This window comes from Rhodoferax sp. RT4P68 (genome assembly GCF_056521305.1).
On sequence record NZ_JBWMBB010000032.1, the window covers coordinates 1 to 13580 of the forward strand.

The window sequence follows — 13580 nt, forward strand, 5'->3', positions numbered from 1 at the left end:
TCCAGGCTGGCCGGGGCGTAGGGGATCATGCTGCCGTTGAACACGCCGCCGGGCAGCGTCATGACGGGCGTGGCGGCGCTCGGCACCAGTTCGGCGCGGTAGGGGCCGGTGATGCTGGTGCCGTCCGCGTTCTTGGCGGTCGGCACGCTCACTGTCAGGCGCGCCGGGTTGCTCTTGGGCACGTCGCCCTGCCACGCGGAATAAAGCACCACGTAGCCGCGCTCCAAGTACACGGCATCGCTGGGCGTGGCCGTGGGGTTGAGCATGGTCAGGATGTTGCCGCGGTTGGGCGCGTCGTAGCGCAGCACGCCACTGGCCTTGGCCATGTCCTTGGGTTTGAGCATCGTGAACTCGGCGCTGTACTCCACCATGCCGCGTGCGTTGACCGGGGCCAGCGCCAGGTCCTGGATGACGGCGTTCTTCGGGTCTTTGGGGTCGACCTCGCCGGCGATGGTGCCGGTCAGCTTCTCGTAGGCACCAACGCTGCCGTAGCTGCCGGCGAAGTCTTCGGTCGCGGTGACGGTCAGGCGCAGTTCGGGCGTCGTGGCCTGCGGCGCGGGGGCGTCGTCGTCGCCGCCGCAGGCGGTCAGCGTGGCAGCGGCCAGGGTGCAGGCGGCGGCAAGCGCGGCTGCTTTGAAGTGGGGTTGCATGGGGTCTCTCCTCGCGTTGGTGGAAACGATGCGGGCGCACTTGTCCCAGCGGCCGGTAAGGGCGGCCGGGTTGATGGCGTTCTTGTTGGAGTGAAGTGCGGGCCAGCGCGGCCCGCAGGCTTATTCGGGCTCGATGCCAGCAGCCTTGATGACCTTGCCCCACTTGGCCGTCTCGGCCGCCTGGAACTTGCCCAGCTCTTCGGGGCTGGTGGACCAGGCCACCGAGCCGCTGTTGTCGAAGAAGGCCTTGGCGCCTGCGCTCTGCGTGGCCTTGGCCAGCAGTGCGTTCAAGCGCGCCACCACGGCCGGCGGTGTGCCGGCGGGTGCGTAGGCGGCAAACCAGTAGCCCATGTCGTAGCCCTTGACGCCGGCCTCGGCAATCGTCGGCACTTCGGGCAGCAGCGCGTTGCGCGCCGTGGTCGAGACGCCCAGCGCCTTGAGCTTGCCGCCCTTGACCTGGGGCACACCGGTCGAGGTGTCGGTGATCATGAAGTCGATCTGCCCGCCCATGAGGTCGGTGATCGCGTTCGGGTTGCTCTTGTAGGGGACGTGCAGGATCTCGGTGTCGGTGAGCTGCTTGAACATTTCGCCGGCCGTGCGGCTGGACGAGCTGCCGCTGCCGAAGCTGAGTTTGCCGGGCGTCTTCTTCGCGGCGGCGACGAGATCCATCACGTTCTTGTAGGGCGCGTCGGCCCGCACCACCAGCACCTGGCCGCCCTTGCCCAGGCCGGTGAGCGGCACGAAGTCTTTCACCGGGTCGTAGCTGAGCTTCTTGTACAGGTGCTCGTTGGCCGCGTGCGTGGTGTTGGTCGTGATGAGCACGGTGTAGCCGTCGGCCGGCGCGCGCGCGACCTGGGAGGCGGCGATCTGGCCGCTGGCGCCGCCCTTGTTGTCGACCACCACGGCTTGCTGGGTCTGGTCCGTGACCGACTGGCCCAGCGCGCGGGCGATCTGGTCGGTCGCGCTGCCGGCTGCGAAGGGCACGACGAAAGTGATGGGCTTGCTCGGGTAGGCCTGGGCCAGCGCGCCCTGCATCAAAAAGGCGCCGGTGGCGAGGACGAGGCCGGTGGCCAGCAGGCGGCGGCGGGTTGAATGTCGGTGGGGGTGGCGGTGCGTCATGGTGTTGTCTCCGAGGGTTGAGGATCAGGAAAGCTCTTGTTCTGTGAGGGCGGGGCCAGCCAGCAGCGCGACCAGATCGCGCGGCACCTGGACCGGCAACTCGAGCAGGCGGAACGACAGCGCCTTGCCGTGGCTGTCCAGGTTCAGCGCGTCGTTGACGCCGCCGTCCAGCACCTCGTCCAGCACGAAGTTCATGGCGTGCAGGCGGGGCAACAGATGGCGCGTCACGCGGGCCGGCCTGCGGTACACGAACTGGGTGGCCACCGCCTCTTCGGTCACCTGAGTCAGCAGCAGCGGCCACAGGTCTGCATGCCAGGCGATCACGCTGATGTTGGAGCGGTTGCCCTTGTCGCCAGTGCGCCCGTGGGCGGCGCGGAACAACGGGACGGTGATGGCATCGGTCATGGTGTGATGAACCTGAAAGTGGCGGGCACGTCTTCACGCGGAACGGTGCAGGAGACTGTGCCCAGGCGCTGGCGCAGCGCCGTGCGCACGCCGCCGCCGCCTGCCGGCCCGCAGGTGTACAGGGCCGTGACCTCGCGGCCCAGGCGCTCGGCCGATGCGCGGTCGGCGTGGTTCATGGCCACGCGCAGGCGCACGTCCTGCGCGTCGCCGGCGGGTTGCTCGGCGAGCCACTGGCCGGCGTCGTCCGCGAAGACGCTGGACACGCCGATCAGGTCGGCGCGCAGTGGCCCGAGGCCCGCCAGCCGCTCGCGCAGCACCTGCGCCGCCAGGCGGGCGCGGGCCTCGGCGCGGGCGCCGGCGTAGGAGATCTCCCCCTCGGCGAACCAGCCAGTGGCGTGGCAGACATTCACCTTCAGGCCGGCCGGGCGCGCATGGCCGCGCACGCCGGACAGGCGCACGCGGTCGGGGCCGAGCTCGGTCACGTCGGCCTCGGTGATGTCGGCCACCACGTCGGGCGTCAGGTAAGCGGCGGGGTCATGCACTTCGTAGAGCAGCTGCTCTTTCACCGTATGCGTGTCGATGCGTCCGCCGGTGCCGGGCGGCTTGGTGATGGTGCAGTGGCCCTCGGCATCGATCTCGGCGATCGGGTAGCCCAGCGCGGCCATGCCGGGCACATCCTTGTAGCCCGGATCGGCGTAGTAGCCGCCGGTGACCTGCGTGCCGCATTCGAGCAGGTGGCCGGCCATGGTGGCGCGCGCCAGACGCGTCCAGTCGTCGTGCGCCCAGCCGAAGTGGGCCAGCGCAGGGCCGACGGCCAGCGACGGGTCTGCCACGCGGCCGCAGACCACGATGTCGGCGCCGGCCAACAGCGCATCGGCAATCGCCTCGGCGCCCTGGTAGGCGTTGGCCGAGACGACCTGCAGGCTGTCGATGGTGCCGGTCAGTGCCTGCTGCAACAGGCCACGGTGCGCAGGGCCGCTGAGGTCATCGCCCTCCACCACCGCGATGCGCGGCGCGGGCAGGCCGAGTTCCTGGGCCAGGGCGTGGATGCGGCGTGCGGCCCCGGCCGGGTTGGCCGCGCCGAAGTTGCTGACGATGCGCACGCCCTGCGCCAGGCACTTGGCCAACACCGGCTGCAGCAGGTCGACCAGCAGGGGTTCGTAACCTGCGTCGGGGTCCTGGCGGCGCGCCAGCTGGGCCAGCGCCAACGTGCGCTCGGCCAGTGTTTCGAAGATCAGGAAGGCCGGCCCGCCGGTGGCGATCAGCGCGTCGACCACCGGGCCGGCCGCGTCCGTGCGGTCACCCGAAAAGCCGGCGGCGCAGCCAATGCGAAGTAGTTCTTGCGACACGTGTCTCCTTGTCTTCCTGTCGTTGTTGGTACGCAATGTAGGCCGTGTGCGTTAATCTGTGAATTCGAAACTTCGGATCAATCCATTTGGACTTCAGATGAATTCAGCCAGCCGCCCCAACGTCTCGACGCGCCAGCTGCAGGCCTGTGTGGCGCTGGCCGAGCAACGCAGCTTCACGCGCGCGGCTGCCCTGTGCCACTTGTCGCAGCCGGCCTTCAGTGCGCTCATCGGCCAGCTGGAATCGACGCTGGGCCTGCGCCTGTTCGACCGCAGCACGCGGCATGTGGAGCCGACGGCCGAGGGCATCGAGTTCGAGGTCTCTGCGCGGCGCGTGCTGGCCGAATTCGATGCCGCGCTGTCGGGCGTGACGGACCAGCTCGCGCGCCGACGCGGCCGGGTGTCGATCGCGCTGCTGCCCTCATTGGCGGCGGGCTGGCTGCCCGGCATCCTGCGTGACTACCGCGCCGCGCACCCCGGCGTTGAGATTGCTGTGGCCGATGTGCTGTCCGAGCCCTGCGTGGAGCGCGTGCGCAGCGGCCAGGCCGACTTTGCACTGGCCGCCATCCGCGCCGACACGCCCGAGCTGCGGGCCGAGCCGTTCTGCACCGACGATTTCCACCTGGTCTGCCCGGTGCGCCACCCGCTGGCGGCCCTGCCCGAGGTGCGCCCGCGCGACGTGGCGGCCTACCCGTTCGTGCACATGGCCCGCAGCTCCAGCGTGCGCCAGTACCTCGATGCGGCGCTGCACCCGCTGCAGATGCAGACGCTGATGGAGGTCGACCAACTCGCCACCGCCATGGGCATGGTGCGCGCTGGCCTGGGCGTGAGTTTGATGCCGGCCCTGACGCTGTTCCATTTCGCGCAGCCGGGGCTGGTGACACGGCCGCTGCCCTGGCCGGGCCTCAAGCGCCGCATTTACCTGGTGCGCCGACGTGAGCGCAGCCTGTCGCTGGCCGCGCAGAGCTTGTATGAACGGGTGATGGCGCAGCCACCGCAGGGCGAGCCGCCGGCTGGCGTGCGGGCGGCGGGGCGTCGAAAGCCCCTGCCGGCGACCGGACGAATCGCGGGGCGGTAGATACTGTTCAGGCATCCAGTAACATGGTCCGCCATGGACCTGAACCGCAAGCTCGCCATCCTCGCCGACGCCGCCAAGTACGACGCCTCGTGCGCCTCCAGCGGCACGACCAAGCGCGACTCGGTGGGCGGGCGCGGCATCGGATCGACCGAGGGCGCCGGCATCTGCCACAGCTACGCGCCCGACGGCCGCTGCATCTCGCTGCTGAAGGTGCTGCTGACCAACTACTGCCTGTACGACTGCCTGTATTGCGTGAACCGCGTCAGCAGCAATGTGCCGCGCGCACGCTTCACGACCGACGAGGTGGTGCAACTGACGCTGGACTTTTACCGGCGCAACTGCATCGAGGGGCTGTTCCTCAGCTCCGGCATCATCCACAGCCCAGACCGCACGATGGAGCTGGTGGTCGAGGTGGCGCGGTCGCTGCGCGAAGACCATGACTTTCGCGGCTACATCCATCTGAAGACGATTCCCGAAGCCAACGCCGAACTGCTGGCCCGCGCGGGGCGCTATGCCGACCGGCTGAGCATCAACATCGAGCTGCCGACGGACGAGGGCCTGGCCGCGCTGGCGCCAGAGAAAGACGGGCAAGCCATCAAACGATCGATGGCCCGGCTGCGCGTGCACATTGACGACGCCAAGAGCGAGAGCCGCGCCGTGCGCCCCACCACCCTGCCCTCGGCCCCGCCACGCCGCGCGATCGCGCCCAAATTCGCCCCCGCTGGCCAGAGCACGCAGATGATCGTGGGCGCCGACCCGGCGAGCGACCGCAGCATCCTCAGCACCAGCGCCCACCTGTATGGCGCCTACAAGCTGCGCCGCGTGTACTACTCGGCGTTCAGCCCCATCCCCGATGCCTCGCGTGACTTGCCCCCCAGCGCGCCGCCCTTGGTGCGCGAGCACCGGCTCTACCAAGCCGATTGGCTGATGCGCTTCTACGGCTTCAGCCACGACGAGATCGCCGGCAGCGCGGACGGCATGCTGTCGCTCGAGGTCGACCCCAAGCTGGCCTGGGCGCTGGCGCACCGGGAGCGCTTTCCGGTCGACCTGAACCGCGCGCCTCGCGAGCTGTTGCTGCGCGTGCCCGGGCTGGGCGTGAAGTCGGTCGAGCGCTTGCTGCTCGCACGGCGCCAGCGCGTGTTGCGCGTGGATGATCTGTCGCGCTTGTCGGTGCCGCTGCGCAAGGTGCTGCCGTTCGTCAGCGTGCCGGGCGCCGGTGCCGGCCGGGGGCTGGACAGCGCGCACCTGGCGGCACGGCTCACGCCGCAGCCAAGGCAGGCTTCGCTGTTCGACGCGCCAGCAGCCGCCCATGCCTGAGACGCAGACGCAGACGCTGTCTGCGCAGGACGACGTCGCGGGCTTCAAGAGCGCCGTGCGGCATTTGATTGCACGCCAGGTGGCGCCCGCCGCCGTGCAATGGCAGGTGGCCGACGACGCGCACGGCGACTTGTTCGCCAGCGCCGGTGCCCAGGCGTTCGACGGCCCGGCGCCGGCCTTTCGCCTACCCGCGCAGGCCGTGCAGTGGCTGGAACACGCGGCCCTGCACAGCGAGCCTGGCCGCTTCGCGCTGCTGTACCGGCTGGTCTGGCGCCTGCTGGCCGAGCCCGGGTTGCGCGATGACCCGCTGGACGCCGACATGCTGCTGGTCGAGCGCCTGGCCCGCGCAGTGCGTCGCGACAAGCACAAGATGACCGCCTTCGTGCGCTTTCGGCCCCTGGCCACCGAGGCGGGCGAGCCGGTCGAGCATGTGGCCTGGTTCGAGCCCGACCACCACATCGTGCGGGCGTCTGCCCCGTTCTTCGCACGTCGCTTCGCCCAGATGCGCTGGACCATCCTGACGCCCGCGCGCAGCGTGCGCTGGGACGGCCAGACGCTGCACTTCGGCCCCGGCGCACGGCGTGAAGATGCGCCGCCGGCCGATGCCGGCGAGCAGCTGTGGCTGACCTACTACGCCCACATCTTCAACCCCGCACGGCTCAAGCCGGCCATGATGCAAAAGGAGATGCCACGCCGCTATTGGAAGAACCTGCCCGAGGCCACGTTGATCCAGCCCCTGATGCTGGCCAGCGCCCAGCGCAGCGGCCAGATGGTTGAAGACGGCGCGACCACCCCACAGCGGCGCCGGCCCGCTGCCTCGGTCGCGTTGCGGCTGGACCAGCGGCCGGTCGAGCAGCTGGTGCCTGGTTCGTGGCCGGCGCTGCACGCCGCCGTGGCGGCCTGCCGCGATTGCCCCATCGGCCAGCACGCCACCCAGGCCGTGCACGGTGAAGGCCCGGTCGGCGCGCGCCTGATGCTGGTGGGCGAGCAGCCCGGCGATCAGGAGGATCTGCGCGGGCGCCCGTTCGTGGGCCCGGCCGGCCAGTTGCTGCAGCGCGCGTTCGATGCGCTGGGCTGGCAGCGCGACGCGCTGTTCCTGACGAACGCGGTGAAACACTTCAAGTTCGAACTGCGGGGCAAACGCCGAATCCACAAGACGGCGGGCCAGAAAGAAGCCCAGGCCTGTGGGCAGTGGCTCGAACGCGAGATCGCGCTGGCCCGTCCGCAAGCCGCCATCGCGCTGGGCGCCACGGCCGCGCGGGCGTTGCTGGGCCAGGCAGTGGCCATCGGTCAGCAGCGCGGCCAGTGGCTGCGCCGCGCCGACGGGCTGCAGGTGTTGGTCACGCTGCACCCGGCGGCGCTGCTGCGCATGGAGGTAGCAGACCCCGAGGCCGCTTTTGCCGCGTGGCTGGATGATCTGCGGCAGGCGGCGCCCTATGCGGAGCACGCTGCTGCCGACGGCACCTAGCGTGGCGGCAGGCGCCCCAGGGCGGCAACATCTGCTACGTCACACCACGTCACTTAGGCACTTCGGCGCGTCGCCCGTGCTAAGGTCATCGCGCCATGAAGACCCTGCTGATCGTCCACCACAGCATGACTGGCGGCACAGCCCAGCTGGCGCAGGCCGCGCTGCGCGGCGCGGGCACCGAGGCTGGCGTCACCACCCGTTTGCTCAAGGCGACGCAAGCCGGCCCGGACGATGTGCTGGCCGCAGACGGCTACCTGTTCGCCACGCCCGAAAATCTGGCCGCCATCGCCGGCTTGATGAAAGACTTCTTCGACCGCTGCTATTACCCCGTGCTGGGCCGCATCGAGGGCCGGCCTTATGCGGTACTGGTCTGCGCCGGCAGCGACGGGCAGAACGCCGTGCGCCAGGTCGAGCGCATCGCCACCGGCTGGCGCCTGAAATCCGTCGCCCCGGCGCTGCTTGTCCTCACCCATGCGCAGACGCCCGAGCGCATCCTGGCGCCCAAGGTGATCGGCGCCGCCGACCTGCAACAGGCCGAGGACATGGGCGCAGCACTGGCTGCCGGGCTGGCGCTGGGCGTGTTCTGAATGGCGCGCGCGGCCCCGATGAAGCTAGTAACGGTTGCGCTCGCTGGGGGGCGGTGCTGCGCCTGAACCCGCACCGTCGCCGGTGGCCAGCACCGAGGGCAGCGAGGGCACGGCGTTGACCGGCTTCTCCTCGTCCGGGTCGCGCCACCTGCGGTACAGCCAGATCAGGTGGCAATAGGCGCGCGGGTTCTCGGCCACGGCGTCCTGCACCAGCGCGTCGACCAGGTGCACGGTGCGCGTCAGCATCGAGCGCATGCTGCTCTTCATGACGCTCTCGTCCAGGTCGCCATAGCGGATGCCGATGGCGATGAACTCGAAGTAGTTGAGGATGTAGCCGATCGACTTCTTGGGAATGTCGTCGACCGGGGTGCGGGAGCTCTCGGGGTTCAGCCGCTTGCGCGCCACATAGGCCGCAAAGTGGTCACCCACCGCCTCGGCATGCGCCATGTACACGGCTGACAGCCGCGACTGCAGCAGCGTGTTGATGGTGTGCTGCTTGACCGAGTTGCGGATGGTCGTCAGCGCCGAGACGATCCAGCCGATCACCGCTGCGGCGGCCGAGCCAGCAAACACCCACTGCGGCACCTCGAACTTCGGGGGCGGCACATCCCAGATGAAGAGCAACCGGTCCGTCGCCTCCCAGCAGATGAACAGCACCACCGCCACCGTGACGCCCAAAAGCAAAAGGCCCAGCACTCGGCTGGGCCTGAAGGTGGACGGGTTCCTGTTAAGCGAAGCCGACGCCTTCATGGGGTAATGTCTTCATAGGCTGCTCCTGAGGTGAACTGGGTGGCGTGGGGATCACACTGCGCCAGCACCATCCGACCGTGCGGACGATGGCCGTATTGTGACCTAAGCGCGCGCAAGGCTGGGCGAGCCCCCGGTGAAAATCCCCGCAGGCCGCACGCCCGCGACCCGATCAAGCGTCTGAGTGGTGCCCCGAACCGGGGTTGACTTTTGAGGTTTGACGCCGTTTCCCGAGGTTTTTGGGTAACTTCTGGGAAACACTTTTTTAGGTGGGGAAGTAATTTCGAAGCTCAGGCTTCTTGCAGCATCCCGATGTCGCACCGCGTCCGCATGATCTCACCGTGCTTGATGTGATGCGTGATCGCATACATGTCGCGGCCCGATCGGTAGCCCTTCCCAGCGTGCCAGGCATCCTTGCCGGCCAGCGTGCGGAAGGTCTCCACCACACAGCCAGGATGCTCCTTGTCCTTGGACATGTGATGGATGTGACCACAGTACCAGTATCGGTGCTTGGTCCGTCCCCAGGCTTCTGACCGATCGCAAGCCATGACACCAGGCAGATCCCCGAACTTGGTGGCGTGCCCGTGGTGTGATCCCAGCAGCACCCGGCCGAACTCGAGGTACTTGTGCAGGCCTGGCTCCAGGTCCACCTCGACCCGTGGCTCGCCATCGAAGTAGGCTGCCAGGCACAAAGCCAAAGCGAAGGACGAGTGCGGGTCATGGTTGCCCGGCATCATCCAGACGATCACCTTGGCGTGGTGGTCCAGCAGCTTGCGGATGCAGTAGACCATGGACTTCACGCCGGCCTGCATCACCCGAGCGTAGCGGCTGTCCACGTCCAGGGCATGGCCAGAGCCAGGCGTCTGGTTGGACGAATCGTCCGCATGGAAGAAGTCGCCCAGGTTCAGCATCAAGGCGGTACCGGACTTCGGTGCCGTGGTCACCAGGCGGTCGATCGCACCACAGGTGAGCTCCTCTGCGATCTTCAGATCGAAGTCATCACCCGTCTCCTTGGCCCAGCTGTACAGGCCGAAGTGCGGGTCACCCATCGGGTAGACCGTCAACAGATCGGAGTCGGCTGCCACCGGTCCCGGCGTTGCCACATGCAAGCCACGAACGTCCTCGGTCATGGCCACCACGAACTGCTTGACCAGATCTTCGGTCTGGGCTCCGTCCCGGTTGGTCTTGACCCACTGGGCGGTGACCTCACCATGCTTGTCGTAGTACGTCGAGGTGCCCTTGATGGCAAAGCCAGGTGCTGCCTTGCGCGTCATGTCGTGGGCAGGGGAGTAACCCTTGGTCGCAGCGCGTAGCTTCAGTGCCGCCATGGCACCGGAGACCACAGACTTGCTCAGCCCCAGCTCCTTGGCAGCTGCGCGCATCGAACCATGATCCCGAATCGCCTTCAGGTAGTCCAGCTGGCGGACCGTGGCGAACTCATCCAGGCCGTCGTAGGTGTTGTCTTTGGTCATGCTGCTTTCCTGGTTACTTGGTGGGCACTGGTGTCGGTACAGGTGCTACCGGCCAGCTCTCGTTGTGGGTCAGGGCGTCGTTGAGATGGCCTTGAGCCTTGCCCGCATAGAAGCCAAGTCTTCCTGTGCAGAACTCAAGTAGCTCTGCGAGGGTGCGGGCTCGGTCAGCTGTGGCGCTGTGGGAATCGCTGGGCAGGTTGGCACGTAGCTCATCGAGCTCGTTGCGCAACCCGTCACGCTCCGCTCAGTACCAGCAGCGACAGCAGCAGTGCTGTTTTGAGTGGCACGGGTTTGTGCTTTGGCGAGTGCGACATCTTTGACCTTCTGTAGTGCGGCGGTTGTTTCAATCGATTTCTCTGTGGCCTTGAGTGCAGCGCGGTCGGCCTGGGCTTGCTGCGCCGCCCAGCCTCCCTTCGCTGCCTCAAGCCGCATGTCTCCCAGCTTCCAAGCAGCGGAGCCTGCGACGGCGCCAGCCAGAGCAGCGACCGCTGCGTACTTGGCCCATCCCAAGCCAGAGAACCAGGTGACGGCAGTGCCCAGGACGTTCATGCATCCACCCCGTAGATGCCAGCGCGAGTGCCTGCATCGGAAATGGTGATCACCCGGTTGATCAGCTTCATGGATGGGCGGGTGCTGACGTGCACCCAGGTCTTGCCCTTGACGCCTTCCAGGATCAGCTGGCCAATGCCCAGCACGTCGACCAGGGGAGCCAGCATCCGAGCCACCTTGGTAGGCGAGCCGAACATGACGGTTGCGTGAACGTGAGCACCGGTCCGTTGCTACTCAAGCTTTCCAGTTGCGGCATGCGCCTTCCAGCCCGTCAGTTCTAGGTGCAGCGGGCGTGTTGCCGTTGATGTCCACCGTCCCGCTGCGCCAAACTACAGCTTTGCGCCGGTTGCCGCCTCTGCCACCGGACGGCAAGTGCACTGTCCGGTCCACTTTGGTGTCATCTAGAATTTTGCAGTTCGCCTGACGCGAACGACCGGACTGGAACGGTTTGCTGCAAGTGCGATGTCCATGGAGGCTATCGAAACATCTCGGCCTCTCCGCTGACTGCTGTCACCAGCGGCAAAGTGCAGCTCTGCGCCCGTTGCGGTCTTCAAGTCGGCTGATCTCGGCGCCGCGAAGCGGACGTTCAAAGCCCTTTCGGCGCTTGCTTCAGCAATACAGCCAAAAACTCTCTTGGCGTCTGGAAGTTGGCGCTTCAGGGCGAAGTGCCGCCAGGCGCTGCGGGCGCCGGTGCGATGAACAGCCGCGGGTCGAACTTGAACGGGTGGCGCTCGATGTGGAGGGTGACGGTGGCGTACGCCGGGTGCGTGGGGTTGAGCAGCAGGTTCCGCTCGCCGGGCTCGATGTAGGACGGCACCCATAGCCCCAGGCTCGCGCCCGAGGCAACCCAGGTGTTGCCGATGGTCTGGGTGGCCGTCTCGTCGTCGGGCCAGTCCGCGGGCAAGCCCAGCGTCTCGACCTCTATCAGGGAGGCGGCTGCGGGAATCTCCAACCGCATGAGCGCCTGGTTCTTGGGGTTGGCGCCGTTGGCGTGTACGCGCTTTTCGAGCTGGCACAGGGCCCGGCTCGAGCCGCAGTAGACGACCTGGTTGGGCCCCTTGGTGTGCCAGCGGCCGTTGCCCTGCGTCGAGCCATAGCCCAGACTCATGAGCAGGACGTTGAGCGCTGGTGCCGGCGTGTCGCAGTAGCCGATGCGGTAGACCGTGGTCAAACGACGCCACCGTACTTGACGGCGTTGAGGATGTCCTTGACGCGTTCGGCGCCAAAGCCGGACTTGGCGCAGTCCAGCGGCGTCTCCCCGTCGAGCATCGGGTGTGGCTGGCGCAGCCACGCAGCCGCTTCTTCATCAGTCTCGAAGGTGTCGCGTGCCATCGCGTCGAGCTCGAGCAGGCGCAGCATGCTCTCGGCCGCGTAGATCGGAAGCACGTCGTCCTTGGCCACCTTGCGGTTGGCCGTGGCGCGGTCCATTCCCAGGACACCCGCGGCCGCGCCCTTGCCGATGCCCAAATGGTCGCTCAGCGGCTCCAGGCTGCGGCTAGGGATGCCCAACTTGACGATGACGTAGGCTTGCTTGGCAGACAGGTGGTCAGGGATCGTGAAGAGCTCGACAGCAGACTTGCGGTGCACGTGCGCGTGCCGACCAAGCTTGGAGTCGATCTTGAACGCCCTAACGACGCCCTCGTAATTCAGGTCACCCTTGGCGGCAGCCTTGCCACCCGCCCGCGGCGCCGGGGCCACTTCGTTGTTCGTGATGATGTTGTTGTCGCCGAGCTCGAGGTGGGCACCGCCGATCTTGGACAGGACAATCGACCAGAGGTTGTGCAGCGGGGAAGCGGCGGTCGAGGACATGGGGAGCTCCGGTGTTGCGGTCATTTGCAACATCAGTTTAGCGCATTTGCATCAAATTGTCCGTGAGCCTTCCGGGCGCCAGGGCCCAAGGCCGCCCATTGCCCTCGACCGCTTCTGGCCGGGAGTGTGAGTACGCCGGAATGCCGGGAAGCTGACATCAATCTCCAGAGGCGCCTCATCGGCAACTTCAAAGTGTGTGCGCGAAGCAGGCTCCGACGGGGGCTTGGCCGTCCGGTAGGCGTTCTGTTGGTCAACGACCGGACGGCCGCACAGGGGATCAAATCTCATTCTGCTCCGAGATTTCCAAGCCGTCGTCCACCTCGATGCCAAGGTAGCGCACTGTGGACTCAAGTTTGGAGTGGCCAGCAGCAACTGCACAGCGCGCAGATTCTTCGTGCGCCGGTAGATCAACGTAGCCTTGGTGCGCCGCATCGAGTGCGCGCCGCAGTCGGCGGGATCAAGGCCGAGCTCCTCGACCCAGCCTTCGAGAATATGCGCGTACTGCCGTGCGCCCAGATGTGGTGAGTCGTGTATGCGGCTTGGGAAGCACTTGGCAGCATTGATGGGCGAACGCTTCGGAGCCAAACGCCTTGACTCAGATCTCGACCTGATCTCGTCGAGCGGCAGCTACCGGTGCAGCCAGCAATCTCCGGTCTCGACCACGTGCTGTCGTTCGGCTCGCGGCGGCGAAAGGCAGGTCAAGACTGGGTGCCGACTTTCGCGGGTCTGCCTGCGACGGGCGGGTAGGTGCCCCAAGAAGACGTCCGCGGCATTGAATGCGTCACCCCAAAGCGGCCGGTCGGGCGCTTCCCTCACACCTGGAGAGGTCCCTCAGAGGCGGGGAGACCGCGGTCGACACTCCTTGGGGCAAGCAGGCCCGCCGGGCATGCTTTGTGCGCGTGGATCGCCTCCGATGTGTTGATTTCCACGCAGAACTGACCCACCGCCACAGGTAATTTCCGTCCAAAACTGACCCACGTAAGAACCCTAACCTGCTGCTTTTAGTGGCAGGAGCACAGGAGTGATTGACGTG

The 13580-nt window shown here is 67.3% G+C and carries 13 protein-coding genes and 2 pseudogenes; 4 read left to right on the forward strand and 11 right to left on the reverse strand.

The genetic code is table 11. From position 1 onward, the window contains the following. The 4 genes and pseudogenes from AC099J_RS31240 to AC099J_RS31255 all read right to left on the reverse strand — a co-directional run. A pseudogene (locus AC099J_RS31240) lies at positions 1 to 650 on the reverse strand (alpha/beta hydrolase domain-containing protein); the annotation flags it as partial. 120 nt (positions 651 to 770) lie between these two features. Continuing rightward, positions 771 to 1769 (reverse strand): Bug family tripartite tricarboxylate transporter substrate binding protein, encoded by a 999-nt coding sequence (locus tag AC099J_RS31245; RefSeq protein WP_479619209.1) that lies wholly within the window; start codon positions 1767 to 1769, stop codon positions 771 to 773. A gap of 24 nt (positions 1770 to 1793) precedes the next feature. Continuing rightward, positions 1794 to 2174 carry an AtuA-related protein gene (locus tag AC099J_RS31250; RefSeq protein ID WP_479619210.1) on the reverse strand — a complete coding sequence of 127 codons (381 nt, stop codon included), beginning with the start codon at positions 2172 to 2174 and terminating at the stop codon, positions 1794 to 1796. After that, the gene (locus AC099J_RS31255) at positions 2171 to 3523 is read right to left on the reverse strand and encodes an acyclic terpene utilization AtuA family protein (RefSeq protein WP_479619211.1); all 1353 of its coding nucleotides are present in this window, start codon (positions 3521 to 3523) and stop codon (positions 2171 to 2173) included. The genes AC099J_RS31250 and AC099J_RS31255 overlap by 4 nt, the downstream gene beginning before the upstream one ends. A 97-nt stretch (positions 3524 to 3620) precedes the next feature. Here AC099J_RS31255 and AC099J_RS31260 point away from each other — a divergent pair, with 97 nt between their 5' ends. The 4 genes from AC099J_RS31260 (at position 3621) to AC099J_RS31275 (ending at position 7970) form a co-directional block, all read left to right on the forward strand. Beyond that, positions 3621 to 4598 carry a LysR family transcriptional regulator gene (locus AC099J_RS31260; protein ID WP_479619212.1) on the forward strand — a complete coding sequence of 326 codons (978 nt, stop codon included), beginning with the start codon at positions 3621 to 3623 and terminating at the stop codon, positions 4596 to 4598. A 33-nt stretch (positions 4599 to 4631) separates the two neighbouring features. Next, complete coding sequence (locus tag AC099J_RS31265) at positions 4632 to 5915, forward strand: putative DNA modification/repair radical SAM protein (RefSeq protein WP_479619213.1); 1284 nt, start codon at positions 4632 to 4634, stop codon at positions 5913 to 5915. Further along, complete coding sequence (locus AC099J_RS31270) at positions 5908 to 7383, forward strand: UdgX family uracil-DNA binding protein (protein WP_479619214.1); 1476 nt, start codon at positions 5908 to 5910, stop codon at positions 7381 to 7383. Before AC099J_RS31265 ends, AC099J_RS31270 begins: the two co-directional genes overlap by 8 nt. Positions 7384 to 7478: 95 nt before the next feature. Next, positions 7479 to 7970, forward strand: coding sequence for a flavodoxin family protein (locus tag AC099J_RS31275; protein ID WP_479619215.1), 492 nt, complete (start codon positions 7479 to 7481; stop codon positions 7968 to 7970). Positions 7971 to 7994: 24 nt separating this feature from the next. Here AC099J_RS31275 and AC099J_RS31280 read toward each other — a convergent pair whose 3' ends face one another. The 7 genes and pseudogenes from AC099J_RS31280 to AC099J_RS31310 form a co-directional block, all read right to left on the reverse strand. Further along, a complete protein-coding gene (locus tag AC099J_RS31280; protein WP_479619216.1) occupies positions 7995 to 8666 on the reverse strand; it encodes a DUF4760 domain-containing protein in 672 nt (223 codons plus the stop codon). A gap of 341 nt (positions 8667 to 9007) precedes the next feature. Further along, positions 9008 to 10189 carry a helix-turn-helix domain-containing protein gene (locus tag AC099J_RS31285; protein ID WP_479619217.1) on the reverse strand — a complete coding sequence of 394 codons (1182 nt, stop codon included), beginning with the start codon at positions 10187 to 10189 and terminating at the stop codon, positions 9008 to 9010. Positions 10190 to 10258: 69 nt separating this feature from the next. Beyond that, on the reverse strand, positions 10259 to 10738 hold the full coding sequence (locus AC099J_RS31290) for a hypothetical protein (RefSeq protein ID WP_479619218.1): 480 nt from the start codon (positions 10736 to 10738) through the stop codon (positions 10259 to 10261). After that, positions 10735 to 10905 (reverse strand): hypothetical protein, encoded by a 171-nt coding sequence (locus AC099J_RS31295; protein WP_479619219.1) that lies wholly within the window; start codon positions 10903 to 10905, stop codon positions 10735 to 10737. Before AC099J_RS31295 ends, AC099J_RS31290 begins: the two co-directional genes overlap by 4 nt. Positions 10906 to 11393: 488 nt before the next feature. Further along, a complete protein-coding gene (locus tag AC099J_RS31300) occupies positions 11394 to 11909 on the reverse strand; it encodes an RES family NAD+ phosphorylase (RefSeq protein ID WP_479619220.1) in 516 nt (171 codons plus the stop codon). Then, positions 11906 to 12547, reverse strand: a complete 642-nt coding sequence (locus AC099J_RS31305; RefSeq protein ID WP_479619221.1) for an antitoxin Xre/MbcA/ParS toxin-binding domain-containing protein — start codon at positions 12545 to 12547, stop codon at positions 11906 to 11908. The genes AC099J_RS31300 and AC099J_RS31305 overlap by 4 nt, the downstream gene beginning before the upstream one ends. Before the next feature lie 277 nt (positions 12548 to 12824). Further along, positions 12825 to 13093, reverse strand: a pseudogene (locus AC099J_RS31310) (tyrosine-type recombinase/integrase); the annotation flags it as partial. Positions 13094 to 13580: the final 487 nt, after the last annotated feature.

Excerpts from the sequence above, each read along its gene's own strand:
- AC099J_RS31305 (WP_479619221.1), bottom strand. The coding sequence starts at position 12,547 with ATGTCCTCGACCGCCGCTTCCCCGCTGCACAACCTCTGGTCGATTGTC.
- AC099J_RS31250 (WP_479619210.1), bottom strand. The coding sequence starts at position 2,174 with ATGACCGATGCCATCACCGTCCCGTTGTTCCGCGCCGCCCACGGGCGC.
- AC099J_RS31270 (WP_479619214.1), top strand. The coding sequence starts at position 5,908 with ATGCCTGAGACGCAGACGCAGACGCTGTCTGCGCAGGACGACGTCGCG.
- AC099J_RS31290 (WP_479619218.1), bottom strand. The coding sequence starts at position 10,738 with ATGAACGTCCTGGGCACTGCCGTCACCTGGTTCTCTGGCTTGGGATGG.
- AC099J_RS31295 (WP_479619219.1), bottom strand. The coding sequence starts at position 10,905 with ATGCTGGCTCCCCTGGTCGACGTGCTGGGCATTGGCCAGCTGATCCTG.
- AC099J_RS31245 (WP_479619209.1), bottom strand. The coding sequence starts at position 1,769 with ATGACGCACCGCCACCCCCACCGACATTCAACCCGCCGCCGCCTGCTG.
- AC099J_RS31285 (WP_479619217.1), bottom strand. The coding sequence starts at position 10,189 with ATGACCAAAGACAACACCTACGACGGCCTGGATGAGTTCGCCACGGTC.
- AC099J_RS31260 (WP_479619212.1), top strand. The coding sequence starts at position 3,621 with ATGAATTCAGCCAGCCGCCCCAACGTCTCGACGCGCCAGCTGCAGGCC.
- AC099J_RS31275 (WP_479619215.1), top strand. The coding sequence starts at position 7,479 with ATGAAGACCCTGCTGATCGTCCACCACAGCATGACTGGCGGCACAGCC.
- AC099J_RS31265 (WP_479619213.1), top strand. The coding sequence starts at position 4,632 with ATGGACCTGAACCGCAAGCTCGCCATCCTCGCCGACGCCGCCAAGTAC.